This window comes from Mangrovibacter plantisponsor, from assembly GCF_003182475.1.
Lineage (GTDB): Bacteria > Pseudomonadota > Gammaproteobacteria > Enterobacterales > Enterobacteriaceae > Mangrovibacter > Mangrovibacter plantisponsor.
In genome coordinates, this window is sequence record NZ_QGTS01000002.1 from 267,749 (window position 1) to 290,204 (window position 22,456).

General features: G+C 54.9%; 18 protein-coding genes. 16 read left to right on the plus strand and 2 right to left on the minus strand.

From position 1 onward, the window contains the following. The 9 genes from DES37_RS25570 to fetB all read left to right on the plus strand — a co-directional run. A partial coding sequence (locus tag DES37_RS25570) for a cadherin-like domain-containing protein (protein ID WP_170123722.1) occupies positions 1-3,719 on the plus strand: 3,719 nt, incomplete at its 5' end. A gap of 60 nt (positions 3,720-3,779) precedes the next feature. Next, positions 3,780-5,255 carry a TolC family protein gene (locus DES37_RS03865; RefSeq protein WP_072006997.1) on the plus strand — a complete coding sequence of 492 codons (1,476 nt, stop codon included), beginning with the start codon at positions 3,780-3,782 and terminating at the stop codon, positions 5,253-5,255. After that, positions 5,252-6,022: an efflux RND transporter periplasmic adaptor subunit gene (locus DES37_RS03870; protein WP_110024909.1), complete on the plus strand. Its 771-nt coding sequence runs from the start codon at positions 5,252-5,254 to the stop codon at positions 6,020-6,022. Before DES37_RS03865 ends, DES37_RS03870 begins: the two co-directional genes overlap by 4 nt. Further along, positions 6,015-7,448 (plus strand): efflux RND transporter periplasmic adaptor subunit, encoded by a 1,434-nt coding sequence (locus tag DES37_RS03875; RefSeq protein WP_110024910.1) that lies wholly within the window; start codon positions 6,015-6,017, stop codon positions 7,446-7,448. The genes DES37_RS03870 and DES37_RS03875 overlap by 8 nt, the downstream gene beginning before the upstream one ends. A 2-nt stretch (positions 7,449-7,450) precedes the next feature. Further along, positions 7,451-9,520, plus strand: a complete 2,070-nt coding sequence (locus DES37_RS03880; RefSeq protein ID WP_110024911.1) for an HlyD family efflux transporter periplasmic adaptor subunit — start codon at positions 7,451-7,453, stop codon at positions 9,518-9,520. Between the two features lie 19 nt (positions 9,521-9,539). Continuing rightward, entirely contained in the window at positions 9,540-10,523 is a 984-nt protein-coding gene (locus DES37_RS03885; protein WP_036113723.1) for a Bug family tripartite tricarboxylate transporter substrate binding protein, read from the plus strand. 23 nt (positions 10,524-10,546) lie between these two features. Beyond that, positions 10,547-11,530: a Bug family tripartite tricarboxylate transporter substrate binding protein gene (locus tag DES37_RS03890; protein WP_110024912.1), complete on the plus strand. Its 984-nt coding sequence runs from the start codon at positions 10,547-10,549 to the stop codon at positions 11,528-11,530. A gap of 89 nt (positions 11,531-11,619) precedes the next feature. Beyond that, positions 11,620-12,300 carry an iron efflux ABC transporter ATP-binding subunit FetA gene (gene fetA / locus DES37_RS03895; RefSeq protein WP_110024913.1) on the plus strand — a complete coding sequence of 227 codons (681 nt, stop codon included), beginning with the start codon at positions 11,620-11,622 and terminating at the stop codon, positions 12,298-12,300. Beyond that, entirely contained in the window at positions 12,287-13,078 is a 792-nt protein-coding gene (fetB, locus tag DES37_RS03900) for an iron efflux ABC transporter permease subunit FetB (protein ID WP_110024914.1), read from the plus strand. The genes fetA and fetB overlap by 14 nt, the downstream gene beginning before the upstream one ends. Here fetB and DES37_RS03905 read toward each other — a convergent pair. Next, positions 13,071-13,364, minus strand: coding sequence for an ArsR/SmtB family transcription factor (locus DES37_RS03905; protein WP_036113737.1), 294 nt, complete (start codon positions 13,362-13,364; stop codon positions 13,071-13,073). The two genes, fetB and DES37_RS03905, sit on opposite strands and share 8 nt — an antisense overlap. Positions 13,365-13,586: 222 nt before the next feature. Here DES37_RS03905 and fusA point away from each other — a divergent pair, with 222 nt between their 5' ends. The 5 genes from fusA (at position 13,587) to DES37_RS03935 (ending at position 18,317) form a co-directional block, all read left to right on the plus strand. After that, positions 13,587-15,689, plus strand: a complete 2,103-nt coding sequence (gene fusA, locus DES37_RS03910) for an elongation factor G (protein ID WP_110024915.1) — start codon at positions 13,587-13,589, stop codon at positions 15,687-15,689. Positions 15,690-16,245: 556 nt separating this feature from the next. Then, positions 16,246-16,596 (plus strand): type II toxin-antitoxin system RelE/ParE family toxin, encoded by a 351-nt coding sequence (locus DES37_RS03915; protein ID WP_036111407.1) that lies wholly within the window; start codon positions 16,246-16,248, stop codon positions 16,594-16,596. A 2-nt stretch (positions 16,597-16,598) separates the two neighbouring features. Continuing rightward, positions 16,599-16,898, plus strand: a complete 300-nt coding sequence (locus tag DES37_RS03920; protein WP_110024916.1) for a helix-turn-helix domain-containing protein — start codon at positions 16,599-16,601, stop codon at positions 16,896-16,898. A 679-nt stretch (positions 16,899-17,577) separates the two neighbouring features. After that, the gene (locus DES37_RS03930; protein WP_036112514.1) at positions 17,578-17,844 is read left to right on the plus strand and encodes a type II toxin-antitoxin system TacA family antitoxin; all 267 of its coding nucleotides are present in this window, start codon (positions 17,578-17,580) and stop codon (positions 17,842-17,844) included. Further along, entirely contained in the window at positions 17,832-18,317 is a 486-nt protein-coding gene (locus tag DES37_RS03935; RefSeq protein ID WP_110024918.1) for a GNAT family N-acetyltransferase, read from the plus strand. Before DES37_RS03930 ends, DES37_RS03935 begins: the two co-directional genes overlap by 13 nt. Before the next feature lie 416 nt (positions 18,318-18,733). Here the strand turns inward: DES37_RS03935 and DES37_RS03940 are convergent, their stop codons facing one another. Further along, positions 18,734-19,000 carry a hypothetical protein gene (locus DES37_RS03940; RefSeq protein WP_110024919.1) on the minus strand — a complete coding sequence of 89 codons (267 nt, stop codon included), beginning with the start codon at positions 18,998-19,000 and terminating at the stop codon, positions 18,734-18,736. Between the two features lie 216 nt (positions 19,001-19,216). Between DES37_RS03940 and DES37_RS03945 the strand changes: the two genes are divergently transcribed. Together DES37_RS03945 and DES37_RS03950 are read left to right on the plus strand one after the other, a co-directional pair. Then, a complete protein-coding gene (locus DES37_RS03945; RefSeq protein ID WP_110025058.1) occupies positions 19,217-20,704 on the plus strand; it encodes a purine-cytosine permease family protein in 1,488 nt (495 codons plus the stop codon). After that, positions 20,704-22,422 carry a nitrilase-related carbon-nitrogen hydrolase gene (locus tag DES37_RS03950; protein WP_110024920.1) on the plus strand — a complete coding sequence of 573 codons (1,719 nt, stop codon included), beginning with the start codon at positions 20,704-20,706 and terminating at the stop codon, positions 22,420-22,422. The genes DES37_RS03945 and DES37_RS03950 overlap by 1 nt, the downstream gene beginning before the upstream one ends. The last annotated feature ends 34 nt before the right edge of the window (positions 22,423-22,456 follow it).

Consider the following 22,456-nt stretch of genomic DNA (forward strand, 5'->3'; position numbering starts at 1 on the left):
ACGGCGACGGCACCGTCACCTACACCCCGGCTTCCAACTACAACGGCAGCGACACCATTACGTATACGCTCAGTGACGGCAATGGCGGCACGGTCACTGGTACGGTTGCCATCACGGTTACCGCCGTAAACGATGCACCGCTGGCTGGCTCCGTCACGCCACAGACCACCGCCGAAGACACCCCGGTGACGGTGAATGTACTGGCACCGGCCACCGATCCGGACGGCGATACCCTGGCCGTCAGCACCGCCAGTGCCGGGCACGGCACGGTGACTATCAACGGCGACGGCACGGTCACTTATACGCCCGCCGCCAACTACAACGGCAGCGACACCATTACGTATACCCTGAGCGACGGCAACGGCGGCACCGTCACCAGTACGGTTGCCATCACGGTTACCGCAGTAAACGACGCGCCGCTTGCCGGAACCGTCGCACCACAGACCACCGCCGAAGACACCCCGGTGACGGTGAATGTACTGGCACCGGCTACCGATCCGGACGGCGATACCCTGGCCGTCAGCACCGCCAGCGCCGGGCACGGCACGGTAGTGATTAACGGCGACGGTACGGTGACTTATACGCCAACTGCCAATTACAACGGCAGCGATACCATCACGTACACCCTCAGCGACGGCAATGGCGGCACCGTCACCAGTACGGTTGCCATCACGGTTACCGCAGTAAACGATGCGCCGCTTGCCGGAACCGTCGCACCACAGACTACCGCCGAAGACACCCCTGTGACGGTGAATGTACTGGCACCAGCCACCGATCCGGACGGCGACAGCCTGGCCGTCAGCACCGCCAGTGCCGGGCACGGCACCGTGGTGATTAACGGCGACGGCACGGTCACTTATACGCCCGCCGCCAACTACAACGGCAGCGACACCATTACGTATACCCTCAGCGACGGCAACGGCGGCACGGTGACCAGCACCATCGCCATCACCGTGACGGCAGTAAACGATGCGCCGCTGGCCGGAACCGTCGCACCGCAGACCACCGCCGAAGACACCCCGGTCACTGTCAATGTGCTGGCACCAGCTACTGATCCGGACGGCGATACCCTGGCCGTCAGCACCGCCAGTGCCGGGCACGGCACAGTGGTGATTAACGGCGATGGCACCGTCACTTATACGCCAGCCGCCAACTACAATGGCAGCGACGTGATTACCTACACAATCAGCGACGGCAATGGCGGCACGGTCACTGGTACGGTTGCCATCACGGTTACCGCAGTAAACGATGCGCCGCTGGCCGGAACCGTCGCACCACAGACCACAGCCGAAGACACCCCGGTGACGGTGAATGTACTGGCACCAGCTACCGATCCGGACGGCGATACCCTGGCCGTCAGCACCGCCAGTGCAGACCACGGCACGGTGACTATCAACGGCGACGGTACGGTCACTTATACGCCCGCCGCCAACTACAACGGCAGCGATACCATTACGTATACCCTCAGCGACGGTAAAGGCGGCACGGTCACCAGTACGGTTGCCATCACGGTTACGGCGGTGAACGACGCGCCGCTGGCGGGCACCATAGCACCGCAAACCACTGCCGAAGACACCCCGGTGACGGTGAATGTACTGGCCGGGGCGACGGACCCGGACGGCGACAGCCTGGCCGTCAGCACCGCCAGCGCGAGCCACGGCACAGTCACCATTAACGGCGACGGAACAATCACCTATACGCCAGCCGCCAACTACAACGGCAGCGATACCATTACGTATACCCTTAGCGACGGTAACGGTGGCACGGTGACCAGCACCATCGCCATCACTGTGACGGCAGTAAACGACGCCCCGCAGGCAGGAACGGTCGCTCCCCAGACCACCGCCGAAGATACGCCGCTCACCATCAATGTGCTGGCAGCAGCCAGCGACCCGGATGGCGATACGCTTTCCGTCACTGCTGCAACTGCGGCTCATGGCTCGGTGGTGATTAACCCGGACGGCACACTGACCTATACCCCAAACGCGAACTACCACGGCAACGATACACTGACCTGGATAGTGAACGACGGGCATGGCGGGCTGGTTACCGGAACAGCCGCTATTGTGGTTACGGCGGTTAATGATGCACCGGTCGCGGGTAGTGGCCAGGCAACCACCAGTGAAGGCCAGCCCGTCATACTGGATCTTTTGAGTTATGGCAGCGATGTGGATGGCGATACGCTGGCACTTGCCAGTGTGGCAGTTTCACATGGTTCTGTTGTCCTCAACCCGGACGGCACCATCACCTACACCCCTGACGCCGGGTTTAGCGGCACTGATACGGTGACCTGGACGGTAAGCGACGGCCAGGGCAGCACTAGCACGGGCACACTGGCACTGGTTGTCACCCCAATTAACCACCCGCCAGTACCCGGCAATGGCGCGGCAGTCACCCAGGAAGACACACCATTAACCGTGGATGTACTGGCAGGCAGCAGCGACCCGGATGGCGATGCCCTGGTGGTGGTCGCCGCTTCTGCCGCTCATGGTGTGGTTACCATCAACCCCGATGGCACTATTACTTACACCCCGAATGCCGACTATAACGGCAACGATACCGTGACATGGATACTTGCCGACGGGCAGGGTGGCAGCGCGACAGGAAGCCTGACTATTACGGTCACATCGGTAAACGATAACCCCGTGACTGGCAACCTCAGTGGCACCACGGCGGAAGATACCCCGGTTACTGTGAATGTGCTGGGTGCTGCCAGCGATGTGGATGGCGACCCGCTGAGTGTCACTACCGCCAGTGCGGGCCATGGCACAGTGACGATTAACCCCGATGGCTCGTTAACCTACCGGCCTGCGCCCAACTTTAATGGCACTGACACCCTGACCTGGATGGTGAGTGATGGCAAAGGTGGCTTTGCCTCTGGCTCAATGGCGATGGTAGTCACACCGGTTAACGACCTGCCACAGACTCAACCGGACAATGCATCCACTCAGCAAAATACCCCGGTGACGGTGAATGTACTGACAAATGACCAGGACCCTGATGGTGACCGGGTGACGCTGGCCAGTGCAACAGCCGGTAATGGCACGGTTTTGTTGAATGCCAATGGCTCGCTCACCTATACCCCCAACGCGGGTTTCAGCGGAACAGATACCGTGACTTACCAGGTCAATGATGGCAATGGCGGGCTGGCAACCGGAGTACTGACGGTTCGTGTGGCGCCGTTGCCTGTCAGCCCCATAGGTCCGGATACCACACCTCCCGGTAACGGCAATACAGATAACGGCAATAACAACACCAGTAATCCTGCAACCACAACATTCTTTGTGCCGGGAGATAACGGCTTCCGTGTTCCCGAACAGAGCGCCAGCCCTCCCGATTTCTCCCTTACGGTGAGGCAGTATGACCCGGTGTTACTGGATGCGGTTAATGCCATTAAAGGCCTGAGCGGGAATGCGCAACTGTTTGGCGGCGCACCGGGAAGCCAGGCGGTCGCCGGGGTGCAGTCTCTGGGGTTATTCAGCGGCCTGGATACCAATTCAAATGAAGTGATTCGCCAAATGGTCAGCCGTTTTGATGTACCAGAAATTTTTTCACCGCAACCGCTGGGCGGTAATAACGCGCTGGCCGGGCTCGGTAACCCTGAAACTAACGACCTGTTTGCATCGGCATTGCCGGAGCCAACCGCCTCTGACCAGGTGCAGGCCATTGTTTCCCGTGAACAACTGGCATTGAGGGAACTGATTCGCGCATTAAGTTAATGGTGGCAGATGGTGACAATAACACAACGTGCAAGTCTGGTTTTGGCAGGGATAACGCTCATGCTTTCTGGATGTACGGTAACTGAAAAACCCATTGATTCTGATGCACAGGCCTGGCGTGCTTATGACCGGATCAATGAACTGGTGGGGGATAATGAACCGGTACGTGGCCCCATTTCGTTGTATGAAGCCATGGCCCGGGCACTGAAATATAACCTCGACCAGCGCATCGAACTGATGGATGAAGAATGGAAAAGAAAACTGAGTGATGTCAGCGAGCTGGGCATGATGCCTGCTTTTGATGTCGGTGGTGGCCGCAACTGGCGTAACAACTATTCGGGCTCCAGTAGCCGTTCGTTGCTGGATGGCACCGAATCGCTCCAGTCTTCGACTTCGTCAGACCGCCAGACCTGGAACGGTGAGCTGTCTGCCAGTTGGGATATCCTGGATTTCGGGCTTTCCTGGGTGCAGAGCAAGCAAAACATTGATGAGCAATATATTGCCCAGGAGCGGCGGCGCAAGGTAGTAAGCCGAATTCTGGAGGATGTGCGTACCGCGTACTGGCGGGCGGTGAGTGCCGACCGTACTCACGAAAAGCTCATCAAACTTGAAGCGATGGCACAAAAAGCATTGTGGCAGGCAGCGCAACTGGAAAAACGGCGCAATGTCGCGCCACTGAGTGTACTGAATTACCAGCATGATTTGCTGGAAATACAGGCCAACGTTCAGCGCATGCAACGTGAACTGTTTTTCGCCAAAAAACAACTTGCCGCACTGATCAACCTGAAGCCGGAAACCCCGTTCAGGCTGGTGTTGCCAGACCGTACCGCGGTGGTGCCGGAGTTACCGGGCTCGGCGGAACAAATGATTTTGATTGGCCTGAAATACCGCTCGGAACTGCGTGAGTCAAGTTACCGCAAACGGATTAACGAGCGTGAACTGGATAAGGTGCTGTTGCAAAACCTGCCGTCATTCAAAGCGTTACTGGGCCTGAACTACGACAGCAACAGTTATTTGTACAACAACACCTGGAGCAACTTTTCCAGCTCTGTGAGCTGGAATCTGATGAGCCTGTTCCGTTACCCACTGGAGCGTGATGCAGTAAAAGCAGAAGCCGGGTTGATTCAGGCGCGGGAAGATGCACTGGTGATGGCGATTCTGACCCAGATTTATGTTGCCCGGGCGCGTTTTATCCGCCTGTCTCAGGAACTGAATACGGTACGCCAGGGCCATGAAGTGCAGGAACGTATTTTAACCCTGACTGAAGCCGGGTTTAAAGGCCGCATGATTAGCCAGAAAGATCTGGTACAGGTAGAGATGAAATCCATTCTGGATGAAGTGCGTTATGACACCGCCTACGCGGATTTACAGAATGCCTATGCGAACTTATACGCCTCGATGGGTATCGACAGCTTTGATTTGGGGAATACCGATAAAGAATCTGTAGCGGTTATTGCGGGCAAATTGCAGGAGTACTGGACCGAAGAGATCACCACCCTTCCGCAACTGGTCAGGGAGGAGGACCAAAAACAATGAGAAAACTTATTGGCTATTGCGCATTTTTGGGAATCACAAGTCTGGCTGGCGTAGCGACACCGGGTTTTGCCCGGGCGGAAACCCAGCAGGCTCAGGGTATTTTACGGGCAGTGCACGAAGCCACGCTGTCTTCTGAGCTGGCGGCGCAAATCGAACAGATTCCTTACCGGGAAGGGATGGCGTTCCGCCAGGGAGATTTACTGGTCAGTTTTAACTGTGCTCTACCGCGTGCTGAAGCCGAAGCTGCACGCCAGGAGGTCAGGGTGAAGAAAAGTGCCTGGGATACCAATATCGAACTGGATAAATTCCAGTCCGTGGGCCGTTACGACCTGATTGCCGCCGAAGGGGAATACCGCAAAGCACTGGCCCGGGCCAAAAGCCTGGAAATCCAGGTGAGTTATTGCGAAATCCGTGCACCTTTTGACGGGCAGGTACAGGCGCTGAAAGTCGCGCCATGGGAAGCGGTTTCTGCCGGGCAGGCGTTGCTGACCATTGTTGACCCGGGTGAACTCGAACTCAATATTATCGTGCCTTCAGGCTGGCTGACCTGGTTGCACCCCGGGAGTGAATTTACTTTCGAAGCACAGGAAAGCCACAGCACCAGCACCGGGCATATCACCCGCGTTTTGCCGCAAATTGATGCCGTGAGTAAAACCGTCAAGGTGATTGGTGTGCTGGATACCGAAGACGGTGCCAGCGTGCAGTTTGCCCCGGGTATGAGTGGCAGGGTGGCGTTCACTGAAGGCAGGGAGGCGGCTAATGATTAATATGCGCCAGAAAGTGGAACCACTGCGCCCGGAAAAAACCAGTGATACCGGGCAAAGCACAGCAAAAGAGAACCCGGCCAGCCAGTCGCAACAACACACGCCTGCCAACCAGGGGCTGGCTTTACAGGCGCTCAAGCTCCTGCAGTTTGAAGAAGCGATTCGTAAACTGCCCGACACCCCATTGCTACTGGTACACCTGGTGAATGCCACCCGGCAATTATTGCCTTTTGAGCAGGCCATGGTCTGCCAGCGCCACCGCTTCAGTGGCCGGTTAAAAATCATTCAGGTTTCAGATATCCCACAGGCTGACCGCAAGTCACCCCTGTTACTGGCAATGGAGCAGTACCTGCATGTGCGTGGCAAGGCTCTACAGCAGAGCCATATTTTTACGCTGGCAGAAAGTGACCTGCCTGTTCTCAAAAACCATGCGCTGCCTTATGGAATGTGGATACCGCTTGGGCAGAGTGGCCAGGTTGATGCCGGGTTGGTTTGCCTGAGAAGCCAGCAGCCTTTTTTGCCTGCCGAGCTCTCACTGGCGCAACGCCTTGCCGGCACTTATACCCACGCCTGGCTGGCACTGGAAGGTAAACACAGTCTGGCGACCGGGTCGCACCGATTCAAACCGTTGCTCTGGGCCGTGCCACTGCTACTGGTTGCCTGTGGGTTTATTCCCGTACCGCTTAGTGTGGTAGCCCCCGTGGAAGTGGTGGCCCGCGACCCGTGGCGGCTGACGGCACCAATTGAAGGCGTGGTGCGCCAGATTCGTGTCGAGCCCAACAGCCCGGTCAAACAGGGTGACGCACTGCTGCAGTTTGAAGATTTAAAGCCTTATAACGAAATGGTGGTCGCCGGGCGAAAACTGGCGGTGGCCGAGGCGCGCAGTGAACAGGTGAACAGCGCCGCCTTTGATGACCCGGATGCGCGGGCAGAAATGGCGGTTGCCGGTACCGAATACCAACTGGCAAAGGTGAACTACCAGTACATGTCGGATGTGTACCAGCGCACCCGGGTGACTGCTCCGGTTAATGGTGTGGCGATTTTCACCAACAAGCGGGAGTGGGAAGGCAAACCAGTGCGGGTAGGGGAAGAGATTATGCAAATCGCAGACCCGCACCGTATCCAGTTCCGTATTGACCTGCCGTTGAAAGACAATATCCCGCTGAAACAGGGGAGTGATGTCACACTGTTTCTCGACAGCTCGCCGATGAAAGCCTGGCATGCCTCGCTGAGTAGCTACAGTTATACCCCGCAAACCACCCCGGAAGGTATCAGCAGCTATGTATTGCTGGCAGACCTGCAACCTGGTGAAGGCTACCCGCGAATTGGCGCCCGGGGAACGGCACGGGTTTACAGTGAAACCGTGCCACTCTGGTTCCAGCTTTTACGCCGCCCCATCGCCTGGGTGCGCCAGCACACGGGGGTGTAGCCATGAGTGACGACACTCAAACTCTGCCAAGCCTGCGCCAGGATATTCGCCTGCAACCCGGTGAACACCCGGGCGACTGGCAACTGTATGATCCCTGGCAACATCTGTTCTTCCGTATTGGCGAGGAAGATTTACTGTTTTTATCCCGGCCAAATTGCCGCACCCTGGGTGACCTGAAACAAACCCTTGCCGCGCAGGGAGAAACCCTTGATACCGGGCAGTTCCGGGCGTTCGTCCAGTTTTTGCAACAGCACCGGTTAGTGAGCGGGCAACCCTGGGAAAGCCTGGTCAGTGCATCCGCATCCCGCCTGCTTTCAGCACCACGGATGATCCACGTTCCGTTGTGGGATCCGGTGCCCATGTTGCAGTTTATTGCCAGCATGCGGATCCCCGGTGTGTGGGCTATTTTGTGGTTCTTATGGGGGGCTTTCACGCTGAGTGGTGTGTGGCTGGTGGCCCGCCAGTGGGATAGCTACCTGGCAACTTTCCACCAGTTTACTACGGCCTCCGCCATGGTCAGTTTCGGTGTGGCGCTGGTGGTTCTGAAAATTTGCCATGAACTGGGCCATGCCGCTGTGGCACTGCGCCAGGGGGCGATGCCCGGCAAAATGGGGGTGGCTGTCTACCTGGTGTTCCCCTTGCTGTATACCGATTTAACCCGGGCACAGATGATAACCAACCCTCATAAACGGATGTGGATAGCGCTGGGCGGCATTATTGCCGAAAGCCTGGTTGCCGGGCTGGCAACCGCCGCCTGGGCGGTGCTCCCCCCGGGCACGCTGCGCGGGGTCTGTTTTGTGGTGGCAACCACCAGTTGGGTTACTACACTGGCACTGAACCTGAACCCGCTGGCACGGTTTGATGGCTATTACTTTCTCAGTGATTTATTGCGAGTTGAAAACCTGCAGCCACGCGCCTTCGCGCTGATGCGTTACTACGGCTACCGCCTGCTATTCGGCAAGGTTGTCGCGCCGCCAGAGCCTTTGCAGGGCGCGCGGGTGAAACTGATGGCCTGCTACGGTGTGCTGGTATTTATTTACCAGCGCTCACTGGTGCTGGGCATTGGCTATTTTGCCTGGCATTTTCTGTTCCCGGCACTGGGGCTTGCCGTTTTCGCCTGGTTTGTTGTGCATTATGTGTTAGTGCCTGTGGTGCAAATGACAAAAACCAGCCTCGGTTATCGCCAGCGCTTACACCCCGTGCGCCGCGCTGCTCTGTTGCTGTTGTTACTGGCGGGTGTCGGGGTGTTTATTGTGCCACTACCTGCATCAGTGAATGTACCGGCAATTGCCAGTTATCAGGTGCAGCAACCTATTACGGTGCCGGAAAATGCCCAGCTGGTGCACCTTGCCGTGCGCGACGGCCAACAGGTGACTGCCGGGCAGTTAGTCATGCAGTTTCGCTCACCGGAACTCACATTTCGTTACCAGGAAACGGAGCTTAACCGCGATTTATTACAATTTCGCCTCGACCGAATTGGCGGTTCAGACAGCGAGAAAGTGGAAACGCTGGTACTGCGCCAGCAACTGGAAGAGGCGCGGGATAACCTGGCGGGCCTTGAGAAACAACGGGAGCAGCTTACCTGGCGCGCGGCGGTTGCCGGGCGAGTGGTTGACCTGAAACCAGGGCTGGCTGTGGGCCAGTGGGTGGACCCGTCACAAGTCCTTGCCAGAGTGGTACAGCCCGAACACTGGGATGTGAGCGGGTATGTGGATGAGCGCTATATCAATGGGTTAAAGCCGGGCCTTACGGGGAAATTTATCCCTGACGCACCTACGCTGCCAGCCGTTGCGGTACGTATTGCGCGCCTTGACCCGGGCAGTGCTGAGTTTATTGCTCCCCCGGCGTTAAGTTCGCTGTGGGGCGGCAAAATTGATTCGCTAAAAGGGGAGCAGGGTGAAGCCATTCCGCTGGTGGCGATGCACCGTATAGCATTTACTCTGGATAACCAGCGGTACGCCGGGCAACAGATTTTACAAGGTGATGTGGTTCTGCCCCTGGCACCGGAAAGCCTGATCACGCGGATCGGGCGAAGAGTATGGCAAATCGTTATTGCTGAGCTTAACCAGTAGGTTAGCCAAGGAGTGAACGATGAGTTTAACCCGACGTGCATTTGTAGCCGGGGCAACAGCCTGCCTGGCTGCCCCTTTTCTGAGTTATGGGGCAACTGCGCCCACAACCAGAGGTGAACTGGTGTTTGGGTACGGCCGTACCGGGATTGGCAGCGTGCTGGCCGAGGATATGATTGCGCTGATTGCCCAAACCTATGACAAAAACCGTTACCACCTGGTCAACCTGCCAGGGGATAACAGCCTCAGAGCGGTGGAAACCGTAAAAACGGGGGATAGCGATGGATCTGTGCTGCTGCAGGCGCAGTCGCCACAAATGACGCTACTGCCCAGCATCTACCGTTCCCTGCCGTATGACCCACTGGCGGATTTCCGCCCACTGGCGATTATGGGGGAATACACCCTGTTACTGACGCTGGGGAAACTGGTAGACCCGGAGGTGAAAACGCTGGATGGCTTCCTTGAGTGGGTGCTGAGAAACCCTGAATACCGCAACCTTGGGTTTACCCAGTATGGTTCCAGCGGCCAGGTGGCTCAGGCGATTATTGCGCACAGCAAAGAAGTCGCGCTGCAGCCGGTTGCCTATTATGGCTCATCCATGATGATTGATGACCTGCGCCGTGGCTATTTATCCGCAGGCCTGGTGATTGCCGGCAATTCGCCTGAGAGCTATACCTCTGGTGAATTACGGGCGGTGGCGGTGACCAGTAAACAACGCCACCCAGGTTGGGAAAATGTCGCTACCTGCCGTGAGCAGGGTGTGGCGGATATGGATATTAATGGCTGGTATGGCTGGTTTGCCCCGGCAAGCATACCAGACAGAGTGTACGAGCCGTTGCATGATGCCATTCATTCCGGGCTGGAAAGCCGTGATTACCAGCAGGTACTTGCGCGCTATTCGCTAAAACCCGTGGATTTAACACCTAAGGCTATTCGGGAGCGTATCAGAGAAGAACAGGACTATTACGCCAGCATGGTGGACAGCTACCAGATTCGCCGTGTTTGAATACCGACTAACAAGGAAACGCTATGGCAGTATCTCGCAGGGCATTATTAGGACTTGGCGCGTCAATGCTGTTACCCCGGATGGCCAGCGGCGCGCATACTGACCCAAAAGGGGCAGCAAACCGAGCGGTATTTGGCTACGGGCGTACCGGCCTGGGAACAGAGTTGGGTGAAAAAATACTGGCCCTGTTACCCAATTATTACCCGCAGCGCAGTTGGCAAATAGAAAATATGCCGGGCGAAAACAGTATTCGCGCCATGCGTTATGTGTGCCAGGCTCCGCGAGATGGCAGCACTATATTATTGGCGCAGTCGCCGCAAATGACGGCGTTTCCCTCACTGTACCGCCAGTTACCTTATTCCCCTGAGCGCGATTTTATTCCCCTGGCAATTACCGGTGAATATGCCTTGTTTATGGCGCTTGGCCCGGTTGTCGACCCGGCGGTAAAAAGCCTTGATGACTACCTGCGCTGGGTAGTGAAAAACCCCTCTTTCAATAATATTGGTTTTACTCAGTTTGGTTCGCCAGGCAACATGGCTCAGTTAATTCTTAGCCGGGAAAAAGGGGTGGCGCTGCAACCCCAGGTATACCGGGGAACGTCCATGATTATTGACGATTTGCTGGAAGGCTACCTGGCCGCCGCATTTCTGATTGGTGGTAATGGCGCGCGGTTAATGCGCAATGGTATTTTGCGCCCCATTGCGGTTACCAGCCAGTTTCGGGTGCCGGGCTGGGATGTGCCCACTTGCCGTGAGCAGGGCATTCCCCAAATAAACCTGACGGGCTGGTATGGCTGGTTTCTGCCTGCCGGGACACCAGACAGCATTGCGAAACCCCTGCAGGCAGCGATGCAAAACCTGATAGTCAGTTACGACTGCCTTGAAGTATTACGCTCGAGCTCGTTAAAACCGGTTTATGACTCGCCGGCGACCATTACCACACGCATTAAAACAGAACAGGCGCATTATGCCGCACTGGTTGAGGAATACCGGGTCCAGCGGGTGTAACCTGGTTATTTTGGCCTGCTGATAAGCTGGGGATTTTGCCTGAAACCACGAGTATACTGATGAAAAACATCAGTAAAAACAGGTGAAAAATGGCGTCTTCTCCTTTATTGGCGGTGCAGCATGTCAGTTATCAGTCCGGTAGCCAGTCTATTCTGGCCGACATTTCCCTTGAGGTGCAGGCGGGTGAATGCCGCCTGATCACCGGCCCTTCCGGGTGCGGCAAGAGCACTTTATTGAAAATCATTGGTGGTTTACTCACACCTGACAGCGGCACGCTGGTACTGAACGGGCGTGCCAGTGACGCGTTTACGCCGGAAGCCTGGCGCCAGGCTGTGGGTTATTGCACCCAAACCCCGGCTCTGTTTGGCGACACGGTGTATGACAACCTGGCGTTTCCCTGGGTTTTGCGCCAGAAAAAGCCGGATAAAGCCCGTTTACGCGCCGACCTGGCAACAGTAAACCTGGCGGAAGATACCCTGGAAAAATCAATACAGTCGTTATCTGGTGGGGAAAAGCAGCGTGTTTCTCTGATTCGTAACCTGCAATTTTTGCCACAAGTATTACTGCTGGACGAAATCACCAGTGCGCTGGATGAAGAGAACAAACAGACAGTACATAAGCTGATTGCCGGGTTGGTGAAAGAACAACACCTGGGCGTGTTATGGGTGACGCACGACACCAGCGAACTGCGTGAACTGGGCGATGTAATTACGTTGCCGGCGCGCCTTAAGGAACAGAGTGAACAGGAGGGATCCCATGAATCAGCATAACATTACCAATGAATCGCTGGCGCTGTCTTTGGTGCTGGTTGTGGTTGCGATTGTTATCAGCAATAAAGAAAAGCTTGGCCTGGAGCGGGATATTGTGTGGAGCATTGCCCGCGCCATTGTACAACTGGTGGCCGTTGGCTATGTACTGAAATACATATTTGATGTCAACCATGCACTGCTGACGGTACTGATGGTGTTATTTATCTGCCTGAATGCGGCGTGGAATGCCAAAAAGCGCAGTAAATATATTGATAAGGCCTTTGTCATTTCGTTCGTGGCGATTACCGGTGGGGCAGTGCTGACGCTCAGTGTGCTGGTGTTTACCGGGTCGATTGCCTTTGTGCCCATGCAGGTTATCCCGATTTCCGGAATGATTGCCGGTAACGCAATGGTGGCAGTGGGGTTGTGCTACAACAACCTTGGGCAACGGTTTTCGGCAGAGCAACAGCGCATTCAGGAAATGCTCAGCCTGGGCGCGACCCCGAAACAGGCTTCGGCGCAATTAATTCGCGACAGCATTCGTGCCGCGCTGATTCCCACGGTGGATTCAGCAAAAACGGTGGGGCTGGTGAGCTTGCCTGGCATGATGTCCGGGCTGATTTTTGCCGGTATCGACCCGGTAAAAGCGATTAAATACCAAATAATGGTGACGTTTATGCTGTTATCGACAGCGAGTCTTTCAACCATTCTGGCCGGGTACCTGGCATATCGCCGTTTCTACAATGAACGCCACCAGTTGCAGGTGCGGGTTCAGGGGGCAAAACCTGGGGTTAAATAATTTTCAGTAACGTTTCCAGTAAGCCGGGAAACAGCGCATCCAGGTCTTCCCGGCGCAATGAAATCAAATTTTCCCGCCCTTGTGGGCGCTGCCAGATAATGCCGCTGTCGCGCAGTACGCGCCAGTGGTGAGTCATGGTGGATTTCGCCACATCACGCCGCAGTGTACCGCAGGCTTGTTCACCCTGTTCAGCAAGGCTTTTCACTACATCAAGACGGATAGGGTTGCCCAGCGCCAGCAGGACATTTTCAAGGCGAATTTGTTCTCGTTCGGGATGGTGCTTCATAGGCTTCCTGTGGTCTGTTACCCGCCGCGAGCGGCGAGGGCGTAATATACCTGAACACCCTGTCTCTTGCTATGTATGCCGGGTGGTGAGTTTTGACAAATAACAACGATGATAATAATAGTTCGATAATACTCGTACAGTTGTACTATGATGTGTTTCATTGATGAAGCGCAGAAAATGGTTTCTGCGTAAAAAACTGGTCTTACAGACTAAGGACGCATTATGCCCCGACCCATCCCCCTCGAACGTTATCGCAATATTGGTATCTCGGCTCATATTGATGCCGGTAAAACCACTACCACGGAACGTATCCTGTTTTACACTGGCCTGAGCCATAAACTGGGCGAAGTTCATGATGGCGCGGCAACAACCGACTGGATGGCCCAGGAGCAGGAACGTGGAATTACCATAACATCGGCTGCTGTTACCTGCTTTTGGCCGGGTATGGACCATAATTTCGATCCACACCATATTACGATTATCGATACCCCAGGCCATGTGGATTTCACCATAGAGGTGGAACGTTCCATGCGCGTGCTGGATGGTGCCGTTATGGTGTATGACGCAGTGGGCGGGGTGCAGCCCCAGTCTGAAACTGTGTGGCGCCAGGCGAATAAATACCATGTGCCGCGCATTGCGTTCGTCAACAAAATGGACCGCCAGGGTGCTGATTTCCTGCGGGTGGTACAAATGATGAAAGACCGCCTGCATGCTAACCCGGTGCCGGTTACGTTACCCATTGGCAGTGAAGAGCACTTCACCGGTGTGGTGGATTTGATCAAGATGCACGCGGTGTACTGGGATGAAGAAAATCAGGGGATGACGTTCCGTTATGAACCCATTCCAGATGAGCTTAAGGCGTTAGCCAGTGAGTGGCGGGAAAACCTGCTGGCTGCGGCGGCTGAAGCCAGTGAAACCTTGATGGACCGCTACCTGGAAAGCGGTGAATTACCTGAACAGGCTATTTTTGACGGTCTGCGTGCCCGCACTATTGCTGGTGAGATTCAGCCGGTACTGTGTGGCAGCGCGTTTAAAAATAAAGGTGTGCAACTGCTGCTCGATGCCGTGGTGACACTGATGCCATCGCCGCTGGATATTCCGCCCGTTAGTGGGCTGGATGAACAGGACAAACCGGTGACCCGTGCCGCTGATGAAAAAGCACCGTTCTCTGCGCTGGCCTTTAAACTGATGACCGACCCGTATGTGGGCCAGTTAACCTTTATCCGGGTGTATTCCGGTACGCTGCACAAAGGCGACCAGGTGTACATTCCCGGTACGGGCAAGAAAGAGCGCATTGGCCGTATTGTGCAAATGCATGCCAATAACCGCCATGAAGTGGATGTACTGTATGCCGGTGATATTGCTGCCTGTGTGGGCCTGAAAGATGTCACCACCGGGGAAACGCTGTGTGACCCGGCGGCAGTACTTACTCTGGAACGCATGGTGTTCCCGGAACCGGTTATTTCGCTGGCGATTGAGCCGAAAACCCGCGATGACCAGGAAAAAATGAGCCTGGCGTTACAGCGGCTGGCGGCAGAAGACCCGTCATTCCGGTTACGGACAGACGAAGAATCTGGCCAGACGATTATCTCCGGCATGGGGGAGTTGCACCTGGATATTATCGTTGACCGCATGAAACGTGAGTTTGGTGTGGAAGCCCGAATTGGCCGCCCGCAAGTAACTTACCGTGAAACATTGCGTAAAGCGGTAAGCGATGTGGAAGGCAAATTTATTCGCCAGTCTGGTGGTAAAGGGCAGTACGGCCATGTGGTTATCAGCGTTGAGCCTCAGGAGCCAGGCGCGGGTTTTGCTTTTGCCGATGCCACCAAAGGCGGTGTGGTGCCGAAAGAGTACATTCCTTCTGTGGAGAAAGGTATTCGCGATGCCCTGTCTACCGGGGTGGTGGCCGGTTACCCGGTGGTGGATGTAAAAGCCACGCTGACCTTTGGCTCTTACCACGAGGTGGACTCCTCAGAAATGGCATTCCGCATGGCGGGCAGTATGGCGTTTCGTGAAGCCGCCCGCCGCGCATCACCGGTGTTACTGGAGCCGGTGATGCATGTGGAAGTGGAAACGCCGGAAGAGTATGCCGGTAACGTGATGGGGGATTTGTCATCACGTCGCGGCCTGGTTCAGGGGATGGAAGAACAGGTGGGAAGCCGCATTGTCCGGGCAGATGTGCCGTTGTCGGAGATGTTTGGTTATTCGACCATTTTGCGTTCTATGACCCAGGGGCGCGCCACGTTTAGTATGGAGTTCCACCATTATGCCGAGGCGCCGGATAACGTGGCGCAGGAGGTTGTGGTGGCGAGGGGTAAAAAGTAAGGGGTTGTTTTAGTTCACCCAGCCCTGGTGTTTCTGGTTCCGGTCACCAGGGCTGGTGTGGGTGTTCCGCTTACTTTGCACTGATGGCAGTGTGGTGAAAGTTCCGTTCACCTGAAGTGTAGTTGTTTCCGTTCACTTGCAGTGATGCGTTTAATGTGGCTTCACAGCCAGTGAACGGGCGAAGGGGGCTCACCCCCTTTGCAATCCCCGTTTTCGCGGGCGACCGGTGCTGCGCACTGCGTTCACCTCCGGGCAGTCAGCCTGCGGCCGGCTCGACTCGGCGTCCATGCCTCGGTTCGCCTTATTCCGCCATCCGGGCGGAATAACCTTGTCTTCCTTTCTGCGGTTCACCGGTCTTACGCGACACAACTCTCGCTGCAAGTAGCGGGGTTTTTTGTGTTGTGTTGAGTGGCTGTTGAATTTGTGCCTGGCCTGTCTTTGTGTGTTTTTTGCTGCTGGCTTATTGGTAGGGTGGCAGATTTGTGACGGCTGTTTTATTGAGATTATAGTGAATTCATTATAATCTCAATTATAGCGAATTCACTATAGGCTTACTATGTGGGAAATCATAACAACGGAGTGTTTTGATGAGTGGTTTTTGGGGCAGGAAGATGCTCTCAGAGAGTCGGTTTATGTCGCTATGGGGGTGTTGGAGAAATTCGGTCCTAAATTGGGCAGGCCGTATGTTGATACATTAAAAGGTTCTTCTTTTGCAAACATGAAAGAACTGCGTATACAGCATGCCGGTAATCCTGTCAGAGCGTTTTTTGCTTTTGATCCCACCCGGCAGGCAATCGTCTTGTGTGCTGGTGATAAAACAGGGTTAAACGAGCAACGTTTCTATAAGGACATGATCAGGCTGGCTGATTCGGAATACCGCAAACATCTTATAACACTGGAGAAATAATTATGGCGACTTACAGAGAACTCCTGGCTAAAGAAAGCCCTGAAATGCAGGCGCGTGTAGCTGAGCGGGTTGAGGCGGTCAGTATCCAGATTGCGCTTAGCATGTTGCGTGACGAATTGAATATTTCACAGACAGAGCTGGCTGCGGCTATGGGGGTAAAACAGCCTTCGGTTGCACGAATAGAACAGGCTGGCAATGATCCGCGGCTTTCTACACTGAAGCGCTATGTGCAGGCGTTAGGGGGAGAGTTAAGTCTGGATGTGACGCTGCCGACAGGTAAGCGGGTTGCTTTTCATCTTTGATTGGTTGTTGTGAACCTGATGCCGGTGCGCTGACTTTGTGTGGTTTTTCCGTTCACTTTTCACTGTGTCAGTGTGGTGAAATTTCACTGTGACAGTATGGTGAAAGTTCCGTTCACTTCCAGTAACGTGGTTAATGTGGCTTCACAGCCTGTGAACGTGTTAAGGGGCCCGCCCCTTAACAATCCGGTTTTTCGCGGGCAACCGGTGCTGCGCACTGCGTTCACCTCCGGGCAGTCAGCCTGCGGCCGGCTCGACTCGGCATCCCTGCCTCGGTTCGCCTTATTCCGCCGTCCGGGCGGAATAACCTTGTCTTCCTTTCTGCGGTTCACCGGTCTTACGCGAACAGGCCTCGCTGCAAGTAGCGGGGCTTTTTGTGTTGTGCTGAGTGGCTGTGGGATTTGTGCCTTTAATGTCGCTAGTGCGGTCTCTGTTGGAAAGAGGATGGAGGTGTTCCACGAACATGGAGAGGAAGGGCTTCGTTCTTTTCGTGTGAGCAAAAAAGGCACTTTTATAGCACCGGGTAAGATGAGCAGAAAAAGCAGCAGTAAGTGACGAAGTGTGATTGGCGCGAACCAAGCATAATCATTCGAAATATGAAAGACGATAATCTGGTGTATAGCGGTTGCTATACATTTTTATTGTGCTACGCTGTAAAGCAAATGCTATACAGGGGTATCTCATGAAATCAGATGTTCAACTTAACCTCAGAGCCAAGGAATCCCAGCGAGCACTCATTGATGCTGCTGCTGAAATCCTTCATAAATCACGTACAGATTTCATTCTGGAAATAGCCTGTAAGGCTGCCGAGGATGTTATCCTCGATCGCCGCGTCTTTAATTTTAACGATGAGCAATACGCAGAGTTCATCGATATGATTGATGCACCGGTCGCAGATGATCCCGTTATCGAAAAACTGCTGGCAAGGAAACCTCAGTGGGACGTGTAACAGCACCAGAACCTTTATCCGCTTTTCATCAGGTAACGGAGTTTGTCAGCGGCGAAGCAGTGCTCGATGACTGGTTAAAGCAGAGGGGCCTCAGAAATCAGGCTATCGGAGCGGCCCGAACGTTTGTGGTTTGTGAGAAGGACACTAAACAAATAGCCGGTTTTTACTCTCTGGCCACCGGGAGCGTCAACCATACAGAAGCGACAGGCAGCCTTCGGCGTAACATGCCTGATCCCATTCCTGTCATTATACTTGCCCGCCTGGCTGTCTATGTCTCATTCCGTGGAAAAGGGCTTGGTGCTGATTTACTGCATGACGCAGTGCTTCGTTGTTATCGAGTAGCCGAGAATATTGGTGTGCGTGCAATCATGGTTCACGCGCTTACGGAAGAAGCCAAAAACTTCTATATTCACCATGGTTTCAAACCATCACAAACTCAGCAGCGGACATTGTTTCTGAAACTCCCTCAATAGGAGGTGAAGACCAATATGGCCATATTGCTACGAGTAGCGGGGCTTTTTGTGTTGTTGTTTCTGTTCACTTGCAGTGTAGTTGTTTCCGTTCACTTGAAGTGATGGGGCTAATGTGGCTTCACAGCCTGTGAACGGGCTAAGGGGGCTCGCCCCCTTTGCAATCCCCGTTTTCGCGGGCGACCGGTGCTGCGCACTGCGTTCACCTCCGGGCAGTCAGCCTGCGGCCGGCTCGACTCGGCGTCCATGCCTCGGTTCGCCTTATTCCGCCGTCCGGGCGGAATAACCTTGTCTTCCTTTCTGCGGTTCACCGGTCTTACGCGAACAGGCCCTCGCTGCAAGTAGCGGGGCTTTTTGTGTTGTGCTGAGTGGCTGTGGGATTTGTGCGTTGTCTGTTTTCTTTGATTTTTGCTGAGATATTACAGGCGGGTGTGGAGTGTGGCATCTGAATCGTTGAGGCGTGCCTGGCGGGCCAGTGCCCCCTGCGGGCGCCGGGCGCAGCGGGTGAGAGAAAGCAGAGTGATGGACACGGCGCGCAATTTGCGCAGTACTGGCAGAGTGGATTTCGTTCCCCTGGGCTGCACTTCCATAACACCATCACGCACTACAACGGTGCGCTCTGGTAGCTCGGCGGTAATAAATGCAATATGTACAAAATTATAAAAAAGAGTGTAAAAACATATCATTAAAGAAAAACCCTGTTAACTGGCATTACTTTTGCTTTAGTCGGGTTGCATGGCCTCGCCCCGTTATGGGCCTGGCAGGCAGCGTCGCCGTTCATGCCGTTGTACCTCCACGCTGGCGTCTTTGTAAGGCGCAGTGAAACTAACAGAATTCAGGCAAAGAAGCCCCGCAGCTCAATGAGCTGGCGGGGCTTTTTTTATGCCTTTGGAGTGACAAATATGAGTAAATTTAAGCAGTGGTTCCAGGGGCCACAAGACATTACTGAAGCCGAAGCGGTGGAAGATTACGCCGTTGGCCGGGTGCCAAAGCACTACCGCTGGCCAATCCCTGCCATTATTTTGGTGTTGCTGGGTAACTCAACCGCCATGTTCTGGTTCAGTCTTGGGGCAGATATGAGCAACCTGGTGGGCTGGCCCACTATGCTACTGCCGATTGGCTATATGGTGGTGTTCGCAACCATTATTGGTTCCTGCATCATGAAACTGGCGAGCAAAGAAGGGTTGTCACTGAACCTGATGACCCGGGGCCTCGGTTTTGGGTATATGGGCTCCGCGTTTACCTCGGCCATTTATGCCATCAACTTCATTTTCTACTTCCTGTTTGAAGGCACCATTGTTTCCCATGCCATCGCTAACTACTCCGGGGTGGAAGTGAATTCACTGGCTGGTGTGATGATCTTTGCCTGCACAGGCCTGGTGGCAATTTGGTTTGTGTGGAAAGGCATGTCATCCATGCAGTTCTTGCAAACCTGGGGCGTGCCCATTTTTATTCTGCTGTTCGGGTTTTGTATCTACCAGTTGACTCATCATTACGATGCCGTCGGGCCATCAGGCTGGCATGCCAGTGGTGAAGTGAACAGCACATCGTTGTGGCTGGTTATGAATATGGCGAATGGGCAGATTGTTTTCCAGGGTTTGATGGCAACGGACTATGGCCGCTTTGCGAAACCAGGTGTGACTCATAAAGGCACTGCGGGCATCATGCTGGGGATGCTGCTGCCTATTGTGGTGGTAATGCTGTTTGGTGCGTTTCTGGCATACACGCTGATGCCGCATATTGACAACCCCAACCCGTTCTCGCTCGCAATGGACCCGGGTTTTGTGTTCCCGTTCATCCTGGCACTGGTTGGTGTGGTGTTTGCGGTGATTACGCAAATTCGTATTAACGTGCTGAACCTGTATTCCGGCTCAATAGCCCTGTCCAATACCATGGATATGGCATTTAACTACCGCCCGGGTCGCCAGTGGTGGATGCTGCTGGTCTGGTTGCTTGGTGTGGTGTTCTATATCTGCAATATTCTGCAGTATACCGGCACGTTCTTGTCTATTACCGGTATTTTAACGAATACCTGGGTGTTTATTATTCTGGCGGATTACCTGGTTTGCCGTAAATTACTGAACCTTGCTCCCTCCGATTTTGTGGAATACCGCAAAGAGTACCTGCACTCATGGAACCCGGCCGGTGTGTTCGCGTTGCTGATTGCCGTGGCAATTGGTGCCGCCGGTATTCTGGGCGCTTACCCAATGTATTACGCCTCGTTTATCTCCATGCTGGTTGGCCCGGTGTTGCATGTTGTGTTCAGCGTGGCAACCCGTGGCCGCTACTACTTCACGCAATTCCCGCAGGATGTGGTAACCAACTGGTCTCCTTCACAATCCAGCCTGTGCCCGGCTCCCAATAAACAGTCTGCTACGGAGATGAACTAATGACGGTCAAGGTTGCAGCGATTCAGTTTGAACCAACGATGTTTCGCCAGGAAGAAAATATTCAGGCGTTGCTGGCTTTATGTGAACAGGCCGCGGAGCAGGGCGCGAAACTGCTGGTTATGCCAGAGATGGGGGTAAGTGGTTACTGCTGGCAAAACCGTGAAGAAATCGCCCCTTATGTGGACACTATCCCAGGTAATACAACCCGGCGCTTTGCCGCGCTGGCGGCACGTTATGACTGTTACCTGGTGCTGGGTATGCCAGAAGTGGATGTCGAAACCGGGTTGTACTACAACTCGGCGGCGCTGATTGGCCCGTCAGGAGTGGTTGGCACTCACCGTAAAACTCACCCGTATATTTCTGAGCCGAAGTGGGCGGCAAATGGCGACAAAGGGCATGCAGTATTTGAAACCCCTGTCGGGCGCATTGCCATGCTGATTTGCATGGATATCCATTTTATTGAAACAGCCCGCCTGGCCGGGGTGCAGAATGCCGATGTTATCTGCCATATCAGCAACTGGCTGGCGGAGCGGACACCGGCGCCGTACTGGATCAACCGGGCCTGGGAAAATGACTGTTACCTGATTGAAAGCAACCGCTGGGGGCTGGAGCGCGGTGTGCAGTTTAGCGGCGGCAGTTGCGTGATAAACCCGGATGGCGGTATTCAGGCCAGTACCGACAGTGGTGACGGTATCGTGATGGGGGAGATAATACTGGGGCGTGGCGAGAAAGCGCCTCGTGTCTGCCAGCGCCGCCCGGAAAAGTACCTGGAATTGATGAATGACAGTTATACCTGGAACCCTCTGGACTTTTTCAACCTTTACCAGCGTTCTCCGCTGCCAGCCGGGAAAGTCTCTGAAATTGCTGTCGGGCAGTTTACCCCGCAACATGATGTGCAACAGAACCTGGCACATATCCGCCACCTGGCGACTGCGGCACAGGAAAAAGGGGCTGAAGTCATCGTGTTTCCTGAGTTTTCACTCTCGGGGCCATACCAGGGGGCTGCGCAGGCATTGCACCTGCCCGGGGCTGAAGTAACGGCACTGGTTCAACTGGCTGTCAGCCTGAAAATGACACTGGTAGCCGGGTTGGTTGAAGCTGATGCCGGGCAATGCTTCAACACCGCGGTTGCGGTTGGCCCGGCGGGTATTCTGGGCGCTTACCGCAAAATCCACCTCAGCGAAGCAGATAAAACTTGGGCAATACCCGGTGATAAATGGGTGACGGTGGATATCCCCTGTGGAAGGATGGGGTTACTGATTGGTGAAGATATCACTTTCCCGGAAGCCGGGCGTATTCTGGCTCTGCGGGGCTGCGACCTGCTTGCCTGCCCGGCGGCAATGGGGGAGCCAGTACCTGGTGCTCACCCCGGTTCAGAGATACCACACAATTACCCCATCCCGTGCGGCGCCGATAAATATCACTGGCTGGTTCCGCGCGTGCGTGCCGGGGAAAATAACTGTTACCTGGCCTGGGCGAACAGTTACCAGCCCGGTAAATCTCTGGGACTGAGTGGTATTTTCGGCCCGGATACCTTTGCATTCCCGCGCCATGAAAGCCTGTTGCTGGATGAGCAGGGGCTGGTAACCTTAACTATGGATACCAGCAACCTGGATACGCCTTACCCCACCAATGTGGTCAGGCGCAAAGACCTGGTTGCGATGCGCCAGACAAATGGCTACCTGCCACTGATTAAAGCCAGGCAGGAACCGCTGTAAGCGGGTGTTACCCTGGGCCGTTGGGCGCTATGCC

What these genes read in the sequence shown, in the direction of transcription:
- DES37_RS03870 (WP_110024909.1), top strand. Translation starts at nt 5,252, where the DNA reads ATGAGAAAACTTATTGGCTATTGCGCATTTTTGGGAATCACAAGTCTG.
- DES37_RS03905 (WP_036113737.1), bottom strand. Translation starts at nt 13,364, where the DNA reads ATGAAGCACCATCCCGAACGAGAACAAATTCGCCTTGAAAATGTCCTG.
- DES37_RS03920 (WP_110024916.1), top strand. Translation starts at nt 16,599, where the DNA reads ATGGCGACTTACAGAGAACTCCTGGCTAAAGAAAGCCCTGAAATGCAG.
- DES37_RS03950 (WP_110024920.1), top strand. Translation starts at nt 20,704, where the DNA reads ATGACGGTCAAGGTTGCAGCGATTCAGTTTGAACCAACGATGTTTCGC.
- fusA (WP_110024915.1), top strand. Translation starts at nt 13,587, where the DNA reads ATGCCCCGACCCATCCCCCTCGAACGTTATCGCAATATTGGTATCTCG.
- DES37_RS03865 (WP_072006997.1), top strand. Translation starts at nt 3,780, where the DNA reads ATGCTTTCTGGATGTACGGTAACTGAAAAACCCATTGATTCTGATGCA.
- DES37_RS03875 (WP_110024910.1), top strand. Translation starts at nt 6,015, where the DNA reads ATGATTAATATGCGCCAGAAAGTGGAACCACTGCGCCCGGAAAAAACC.
- DES37_RS03940 (WP_110024919.1), bottom strand. Translation starts at nt 19,000, where the DNA reads ATGATATGTTTTTACACTCTTTTTTATAATTTTGTACATATTGCATTT.
- DES37_RS03880 (WP_110024911.1), top strand. Translation starts at nt 7,451, where the DNA reads ATGAGTGACGACACTCAAACTCTGCCAAGCCTGCGCCAGGATATTCGC.
- fetA (WP_110024913.1), top strand. Translation starts at nt 11,620, where the DNA reads ATGGCGTCTTCTCCTTTATTGGCGGTGCAGCATGTCAGTTATCAGTCC.
- DES37_RS03915 (WP_036111407.1), top strand. Translation starts at nt 16,246, where the DNA reads ATGTGGGAAATCATAACAACGGAGTGTTTTGATGAGTGGTTTTTGGGG.
- DES37_RS03885 (WP_036113723.1), top strand. Translation starts at nt 9,540, where the DNA reads ATGAGTTTAACCCGACGTGCATTTGTAGCCGGGGCAACAGCCTGCCTG.
- DES37_RS03930 (WP_036112514.1), top strand. Translation starts at nt 17,578, where the DNA reads ATGAAATCAGATGTTCAACTTAACCTCAGAGCCAAGGAATCCCAGCGA.
- DES37_RS03890 (WP_110024912.1), top strand. Translation starts at nt 10,547, where the DNA reads ATGGCAGTATCTCGCAGGGCATTATTAGGACTTGGCGCGTCAATGCTG.
- fetB (WP_110024914.1), top strand. Translation starts at nt 12,287, where the DNA reads ATGAATCAGCATAACATTACCAATGAATCGCTGGCGCTGTCTTTGGTG.
- DES37_RS03945 (WP_110025058.1), top strand. Translation starts at nt 19,217, where the DNA reads ATGAGTAAATTTAAGCAGTGGTTCCAGGGGCCACAAGACATTACTGAA.